The 7,494-nt window shown below is 74.8% G+C and carries 5 protein-coding genes and 2 pseudogenes; 2 read left to right on the top strand and 5 right to left on the bottom strand.

Annotated elements, in window-relative coordinates; genetic code table 11:
- Positions 1-130: 130 nt before the first annotated feature.
- Positions 131-1,297, bottom strand: a complete 1,167-nt coding sequence (locus ACFWA9_RS37165; protein WP_380393630.1) for a serine hydrolase domain-containing protein — start codon at positions 1,295-1,297, stop codon at positions 131-133.
- Between the two features lie 152 nt (positions 1,298-1,449).
- The gene (locus ACFWA9_RS37160) at positions 1,450-2,595 is read right to left on the bottom strand and encodes a serine hydrolase domain-containing protein (protein WP_380393627.1); all 1,146 of its coding nucleotides are present in this window, start codon (positions 2,593-2,595) and stop codon (positions 1,450-1,452) included.
- Positions 2,596-3,017: 422 nt separating this feature from the next.
- On the opposite strand from ACFWA9_RS37160, the pseudogene ACFWA9_RS37155 reads away from it, so the two are divergent.
- Positions 3,018-3,232, top strand: a pseudogene (locus ACFWA9_RS37155) (hypothetical protein); the annotation flags it as partial.
- A 373-nt stretch (positions 3,233-3,605) separates the two neighbouring features.
- Positions 3,606-3,815, top strand: a complete 210-nt coding sequence (locus ACFWA9_RS37150; protein ID WP_380393633.1) for a hypothetical protein — start codon at positions 3,606-3,608, stop codon at positions 3,813-3,815.
- A gap of 204 nt (positions 3,816-4,019) precedes the next feature.
- On the opposite strand, the gene ACFWA9_RS37145 is transcribed toward ACFWA9_RS37150, so the two are convergent.
- The 3 genes and pseudogenes from ACFWA9_RS37145 to ACFWA9_RS37135 form a co-directional block, all read right to left on the bottom strand.
- A complete protein-coding gene (locus ACFWA9_RS37145) occupies positions 4,020-4,151 on the bottom strand; it encodes a hypothetical protein (protein WP_380393624.1) in 132 nt (43 codons plus the stop codon).
- A gap of 15 nt (positions 4,152-4,166) precedes the next feature.
- The gene (locus ACFWA9_RS37140; RefSeq protein WP_380393621.1) at positions 4,167-5,945 is read right to left on the bottom strand and encodes a methyltransferase; all 1,779 of its coding nucleotides are present in this window, start codon (positions 5,943-5,945) and stop codon (positions 4,167-4,169) included.
- Between the two features lie 177 nt (positions 5,946-6,122).
- Positions 6,123-7,333: pseudogene (locus tag ACFWA9_RS37135) on the bottom strand (4-hydroxybenzoate 3-monooxygenase).
- Positions 7,334-7,494: the final 161 nt, after the last annotated feature.

Raw genomic sequence — 7,494 nt, 5'->3', positions numbered from 1 at the left:
GGGGGGGCTTCGGGGTGGGGCCCACCGGGCGGGGGGGGGCCGGGGGGGGCGGACGGGCGGCGCGCGGCGGCCGCCCCCGGGCCCCCTGGCCAAGGGGCCGCGGGGCCGCGGAGCCGTCCGCCCGGGCGGGTCAGCGGCAGAGGGCCGCGTCCAGGGCCTCCGCCATGTGCTGCGCGCCGGTCGCTCCCGGGACGGTGGTGACCGTGATGGTGGCGGCCCGCCCGTCGTCGGTCACCCCGCCCCTGGTCCGGTAGCCGGGAGAGGTACCGCCGTGGCCCCAGGCGAGGCCGCCGCAGGAGAGCGGCCTGCTCTGCAGCCCCAGTCCGTAGCGGACCCCCGGGCCCAGCGGTTCGGCGGGCACGGTGGTCCGCATCTCGGCGAGCTGGGCCGGCGGCAGGAGACGGCCGCCGAGCAGCGCGGCGAAGAACGCGTTGAGGTCGGTGTTGGTGGAGACGATCCCCCCGGCCGCCCAGGCCATCGAGGCGTCCATCTCGGTGTAGTCGACCAGCGGCGCGTCCGGCGAGCCGCGGAAGTAGCCGTGCGGGTGGGCCTCGTGGACGGCGGTGTCGCCCGGGGCGGGGAAGTAGGTGTGCCGCAGGCCGACGCGGTCGATGACGCGCTTGGTGATCACCTCGCCGACCGGCCGTCCGGTGACCTTCTGGACGAGGAGCCCGGCGACCAGGTAGTTGGTGTTGCTGTACTCCCAGCCGCCGCCGGCGGGGAAGCGGGCCTTCTGGACGAGGGCGCCGTCGAGCAGCTCGCGGGGCTCGAAGTAGCGGTACTGCACGGTGGTGAAGTCCGCGAGGGCGGGCGCGTCCATGTAGTCGGGCAGGCCGCTGGTGTGCTGGAGCAGCTGACGGACGGTGATGGCGCGCCCGTCGATGCCGTCGCCGCGCAGCAGGCCCGGCAGGTAGGTGTCGACGGAGGCGTCGAGGCCGACCTTCCCCTCGGCGACGAGCTGGAGGACGACGACGGCGGTGAAGGCCTTGGTGTTGCTGCCGGCGCGTATCTGGCCGTCGACGGGGACCTTGGCCCCGGTGGCGAGGTCCCCGACCCCCGCGGTGTAGGTGCGGGTACGGCCGTCGCGGTCCTTCACGGCAGCCAGCGCGGCGGGCAGCCCGTCCTCCTTCACCAGGGCGTTCAGGCTCGACTGGACGCTGTCGGGCCGCCCGCCGGCGAACGCCGTCGTCGGCGCCAGCGCTCCGGCCGCCACGGCGCCCCCGGCCAGGACGGTCACGGCCGCCACCACCCGGTGCCGGCCACGGCGGGTCCGGCTCTGCGGGACGTACTCGCTCACGATGGAACTCCTCTGCTGGGGAATGCTGGGGGAACTGATGGGGGGACCGATCAGGTGACCGACGGGGCGCGGGTGCCGCACGCCGTGGCGCGCGGCACCCGCCGGTCATGCCGGTCGTGCCGGGACGGACGCTCCGGTCCGCACGGGGAGGGTCAGCGGCACAGCGCCGCGTCCACCGCGGCTTCCACGTGCTGCCCGGCCTCGCCGCCCGGGATCATGGTCACCGCGAGGCTGACGGCGCGGCCGTCGTCGGTGGCTCCCCCGGCGGTGTCGTAGCCCGGGATGGTGCCGCCGTGGCCCCAGGCCACGCCGCCGCACGACAGCGGCCGGCTCACCAGGCCCAGTCCGTAGCGGACGCCCGGAGCGACCGCGTCGGCGGCCACCGTGGTCCGCATCTGGGCGAGCTGCGCCGGGGGCAGCAGGCGGCCGCCGAGGAGCGCGGTGAAGAAGCGGGTGACGTCGCTCGGGGTGGAGACGGCGGCGCCCGCCGCCCAGCCCCAGGACGGGTCCAGCTCGGTGTAGTCGCGGAGCGAGCCGTCCGCACCGCGGTTGTAGCCCTTGGGGTGGGCCTCGCGGATGCCCATGTCCCCCGGAGCGGGGACGTAGGTGTGCCGCAGGCCGATCCGGTCGACGACGCGCCGCCCGATCTCCTCACCGAGCGGCCGCCCGGTGACCTTCTGGATGATCAGGCCGGCCAGCAGGTAGTTGGTGTTGCTGTACTCCCAGCTCGTCCCCGGGGCGAAGTGGGCCGTCTGGCCCAGCGCCGCGTCGAGGAGTTCACGCGGCTCGTAGTACCGCGTCGGGTCGGTGAGGATGGCGTCCTTGTCCACGTACTCGGGCAGGCCGCTGGTGTGCTGGAGCAGCTGGCGGACGGTGATGGCGCGCCCGTCGATGCCGTCACCGCGCACCAGGCCCGGCAGGTAGCTCTCCACCGGGGAGTCCAGGCCGACCTTCCCCTCGGCGACGAGCTGGAGGACGACGACGGCGGTGAAGGTCTTGGTGTTGCTGCCGATCCGTATCTGGCCGTCCATCGGGACCTTGGCCCCGGTGGCGAGGTCCCCGACCCCCGCGGTGTAGGTGCGGGTACGGCCGTCGCGGCCCTTCACGGCGGCCAGCGCGGCGGGCAGCCCGTCCTCCTTCACCAGGGCGTTCAGGCTCGACTGGACGCTGTCGGGCCGCCCGCCCGCGAACGCCGCGGTCGGCGCCAGCACCCCGGCCGCCACCACACCCGCGGCCACCGTGGTCGCCACCCAGCGCCGACCGTGGCGGCTCCGGCTCTGCGGGACGTACTCGTTCATGGAAGGACCTCTCTTGATCAATGACGCCGGTGGTCCCCGGTCTTGATCAAGAAGACCATTCGGGGACCGCGGAGTTCGTCCGCAGCCAGGACGAACCGCAGGTGGGAGCAGGCTCCGGGCGAGCGGTCCCGGCCGGGACCGTACTCCTGGGACCGACGGGAACTGACGTGGCGTCAGCGGGACGGCGCGGCAGGGACGTCGGCCCGGAGCGCTCCCGGGCACGGCACCGGTGGCGAGGCCTCCGGGCCCCGCCACCGGACCCTCACCCGAGCGCGTCGACCCTCGGCGCGGCCGGCAGTCCGTTCGACTCGGCGGACGGTTCGGCGGACGGGAGGCAGCGCTCCGGGCACGGGCCGCCGCCTGGTGCGGCCCGTGGGCCGGGCGACGCCGATCGGGGACGGCTCCACCGCCGAAACCGGCCCCCGGCCAGGTACCCGGAGTGGCGCGCCCAGGCCCGCGACTGCTACCTCGCCGCCTTCGAACGCGCCTCGACCGAGACGATCAGGACCGTCGCGGGCAAGCCCGACGTCCGGCTCCTCTCCTTCCGGCAGTTCGTCGAGTGGCTGGAGGCCCCCAGGACCAGTCCGCCCTCCGTAGGCTCCGCTCGCTCGGTGTCGGCCGGGCCCCGGCCGGCGGCCTGGGCGTCCTTCCCCGGCCCGACCGGCTGAGGCCGCGGGGCGGCGCACACGGTCCGGCGGAGTCCCGGCGGTGGCCCTCCGTGGAGCACCCGCCACGGAGCCGGTACGAGCGTTCGGACGAACACACGGAACTCCGGGCGACCCCTGGACTCCGCGCATGCGGAGCGGGTAGAAAACGCGCAGGGAGCATTTCGCCGCCGTCCGCGGAGACAGCGCAGACCGCGCAGACCGCGTCGGGGCGGCGCTCACCTACCTGCTTCTGCACTGCGCGGTACCGAGCATCCGCAGGCCGTACGGCTCGACGCCGACCTTCGACTTCGACGCCCGCGGCCGCCGACATCACCATCGCCTCAATGCCACCTGGAGCAGCACGTGCGCGACCGGCAGACACTCACCGGCGGCGGCCCCGCCGCGACGCGGTCCGTCCCCGCCGTCCCCGCCGTCCCCTCGACGCTTCGCCCCGGCGCCGCCGACGCACCGGCCGCGTACCGGCCCCTGAGCACGCCCATCCCGAGCCTGCTCCTCAAGAGGATCACCGCCGGTGCGCGCCGCGTCGCCGGGCACCCCCGCGAAGCGCACTGAGCCCCCGCACGACGCACCGCCCGGGGTTCTCCATCAGCGGGGCGTAGGCCGCGAACAGGCCGCCGTCCCGGCCGGACCGGTCGCGGCGTCCACGCCGACCGGGCCGGCAGTCGGTACGGGAGGTCGGCCCTCCGGGGTGCCGGAACACGGCCCGGACACCGCCGCCTGCGGGAACGGCCGTGTTCCAGCACCCTCGGACGTGCTTCAGACCGCGGGCACCAGACCGAGCGGCTCGCCCAGCCGGCGGAGCGTGGCGGGCGACGTCAGATGCAGGGTGGCGAGGTCGAGGACCTCGTCCCCCAGGACCGTCATCAGGGCCCGATCACCGATCGCCATCACCCGCCGCGACTGTCATCCGGCGGTCAGGCCGCGCGGGGCCGGCACCCCGGCCTTGCGCGCGTGCAGCAGGGTGCCACCGAGCGGCAGCGGCGAGTCGTCGACGAGTTCGAGGCCCGCGTCGGCCAGCAGCCGGGCGAAGTGATCGGCGCGGCGTTCGCGGCCGCCGGTGTTGCACATCATGTGGAGGTCCCACGCGGTGGCCAGCGAGGTCGAACCGTCGGCCGGCAGGACCCGCTCGACGATGAGCAGGTCGGCGTGGGCGGGCATGGCCCGGGACACGTGGCGCAGGATGTCCCGGCAGCGCTCGTCGTTCCAGTCGTGCAGGACCCGGGAGAGCAGGTACACGTCCGCGCCCGGCGGCACGTCCGCGAAGTCACCCGTGACGTACGTGCACCGCTCGCCGCAGCCCGCCGCGTCCAGCTGCCCGCGGGCGGCGACGACGACGTGCGGGCGTTCCAGCAGGACGCCGCGCAGGCGGGGGTTGGCGGCCAGGACGCGTCCGAGCAGCTCGCCCGTTCCGCCGGCGATGTCGACGACGGTGCCGGACACGGAGGCCCGGCCTGCGGCCAGGATCGCCGGATGTGCGGGGACCGGCTCGAACATCCGGGTGCTCGCGACCATCGAGCGGTCGAACTGCTCGGCGAGTTCGGGGTCGCGGGCGAAGTGGTCGAAGTGGTTCTCGCCGAAGAGGTGGTCGAAGGCGGCCTCGCCGGTCCGCACGGTGTGCTCCAGTTCCGCGAAGGAGTGGTAGAACGGGCCGCCGTACATCAGTGCCAGCGGCCGCATCGACCCCGGGGCGTCCGCCCTCAGGAGCGCCCCGGTGCCGGTGAGCCGGAAGCCGTCCGGGTGCTGCGCGACCACGTCCAGCATCACCAGGTAGCGCAGGAGGGTCGCGAGGCTCTGCGGGTGAGCGCCGATCCGGTCCGCCAGTGCCTCGGCGCCGGCTCCCGTGCGGGTGTCCAGGGCGTCGGGCAGCCCCAGCCGGGCGAACACCGCGAGGGCCTGGGTCGTCCAGGCCCCGGTGAGCAGGTGCAGCAGCGTCTCGGCTTCCCGGTGCGGATCGGCGGGGCCGTCCGGGCGGGCCTGCCCCCAGTCCTCGTCCGGCCCGGCGGGGTACCGGCCCAGGTGCGCGGCCAGGGTGTCCGGGTGGGCGCCCGCCACGTGGAGTTCCAGCCGCCGGTACCCGGTCCGCGACCCGGCCGGGGCGGTGAAGTACAGGACGGTGCCGTCCTCGTGCGGGTTGTAGCCGCCGCCGTCGGGGCTCGCGCCGTGCCGGGCGAGCAGCGCGCACAGGCCGTCCAGCACCAGCGGGTCCGCGGACTCGACCTCGAAGGCGAGGTGCGCCTCGTGCTGGGCGACCCGCTCGTGCGCGGCGAGCGCGGCCAGGCCGGAGCCCGGCGGGACGGTCAGCGCGAACACCTCGACCACCCGGCGCTCACCGAGCGGGCCGCGCAGCGGTGGCCGCAGGATGGCGACGTCCAGGCCCGCCGGGTCGTGGCCGTGCCGCAGTGCCAGCCGCTCGCGGACCACGGTGCTGGGCGTCGACGGTACGTCCACGGTCAGGTCGCAGGCGGCCAGTTGATCGTGCAGGGCGTCCCGGTCGGACGGGAAGACCAGGACCGCGGCGTGGGCGAAGCGGCAGTGGTCCGCCAGTGCCCGCAGCCGCGAGCCGGGGAGGCCGGGCAGCAGGAGGCGGAGCAGCCTGGTGCTGTCGTGTTCCCGGACGAAGGTGGCCGCCGCGAGGAGGCGGGTGACATCGTCGGTGTCCGGGGGCGTCATCGTGGTCGGCATGGTGCGGTTCCTTGTCCGGGTGTTCGGGCGTCCGACGGGCGGCGGGCAGCCGACAGCCTCCGGCCGGCGCGGGGCCGGGCGGAGCGTGGCGGGCGCGGCGGGGCCGGGCACAACGAGGTCGGGCGGAGCGGGGTCGGCCGGCGCGGGGCCGGGCGGAGCGGGGTGGAGCGGGAGGGCTCAGACGCCGGTGTAGCTCTCGGCGAACCAGTCCTGGTGGGAGCGCGAGGTGCGCAGGGATTCGAGGCGCGAGCGGCGCAAGGATTCGTGGAAGAACGATTCGCCTATGGGAGCGGCGGGCTCGCGGTGGAGCAGCCGGATCATCCAGAGCGAGAACTCCTGCGCCCGCCAGATGTGCTCCAGGGCCTGCCGCGAGTACCGGTCCAGCGCCTCGGAGTCGCCGTGCGCGAGGTCGGCGATCAGGGCCCGGGCGAGGAGTTCCGCTTCCAGGACGGCCAGGTTGGCGCCCTTGGCGGCGGAGGGCTGATCAGGCTCGCGGCGTCCCCGGCCAGCAGGAGCGATCCGTGGCGCAGCGGTTCGATGACGTCGGACTCGAAGTCGACGACCCCGCGTTCGAGGATCCGGCCGCGGTGCAGCGGTCCGTGCTCGGCGGCGTACATCCGCGTGTCGAGTTCGTCCCAGATCCGCCCGTCGGACCAGTCTCCGGTCGCGGTGCCGCGCTCGCACTGCAGGTAGTAGCGGGTGACCTCCGGGGTGCGGGCCATGTGCCCGGCGAAGCCGCGGTCGTGGACGGCGTAGCCCACGGCGTCCAGGCTCGGCGGCGCCTCGGCGAGCAGGCCGAGCCAGGAGATCCCGTGGTCCCGGTGGTGGCGTACGGTGCCGGGCGGCAGGGAGCGCCGGGCCGCGCCGTGCCGGCCGTCGCAGCCGGCCACGTACCGGGCCTGCCACCGGGCGAGGCGGCCGTCCGCCTCCCGTACGGCGACGGTGGGGCGGGTGGTGCCCGTGTCGTGCACGGCGAGCGCCTCGGTCTCGAAGTGCACCCGCCCGCCTGCCGCCAGGTAGGACGTCAGCAGGTCGGTGACCAGGTACTGCTGGGGGTAGACGGTGTGCGGTTCGCGTCGGCCGAGCTTGCCGTAGTCCAGCCGGAAGCGGCCTTCGGCGGTGCGGAATTCGCAGGCGCCGTGCTGCTTGCCGTTGCGGTGCGGGCCTTCGGCCAGGCCGTGGCGGTCCAGGATCCGCAGGGTGTTGGGTGCGAGGAAGCCCGCGCGCGCCCGGGTCTGTACGCGGGTGCGGTCGGTGCGTTCCAGGACCACGCAGTCGATTCCGCCGCGCTGGAGCAGATTGGCCAGCAGGAGACCGGCCGGGCCCGCCCCGAGGATCACGACGTCGGCCGACTGCACTGCTGCTATGTTGCTCTGACTGTTCGTCACAAGAAGTGGATCATAGTCACCGATCTGCGACCACCATGGCGCCGGTAACCCGAATTGACCAATAGGATGACAATCTTTACGCCAGCCACAGAAATCGGCGCGTGGCCGTCATATTCGCCGTCGCGAGGAAATCGTGCGGCAACGGCGGCGCCCCCGGGGGA

It is taken from the genome of Kitasatospora sp. NPDC059973 (assembly GCF_042737525.1).
GTDB lineage: Bacteria > Actinomycetota > Actinomycetes > Streptomycetales > Streptomycetaceae > Kitasatospora.
This window is presented reverse-complemented; position numbering and strand designations above follow the sequence as displayed.

Bases quoted from the DNA above. Each gene is read 5' to 3' on its own strand.
- ACFWA9_RS37160 (WP_380393627.1), bottom strand. From the start codon at position 2,595: ATGAACGAGTACGTCCCGCAGAGCCGGAGCCGCCACGGTCGGCGCTGG.
- ACFWA9_RS37145 (WP_380393624.1), bottom strand. From the start codon at position 4,151: ATGGCGATCGGTGATCGGGCCCTGATGACGGTCCTGGGGGACGAGGTC.
- ACFWA9_RS37140 (WP_380393621.1), bottom strand. From the start codon at position 5,945: ATGCCGACCACGATGACGCCCCCGGACACCGACGATGTCACCCGCCTC.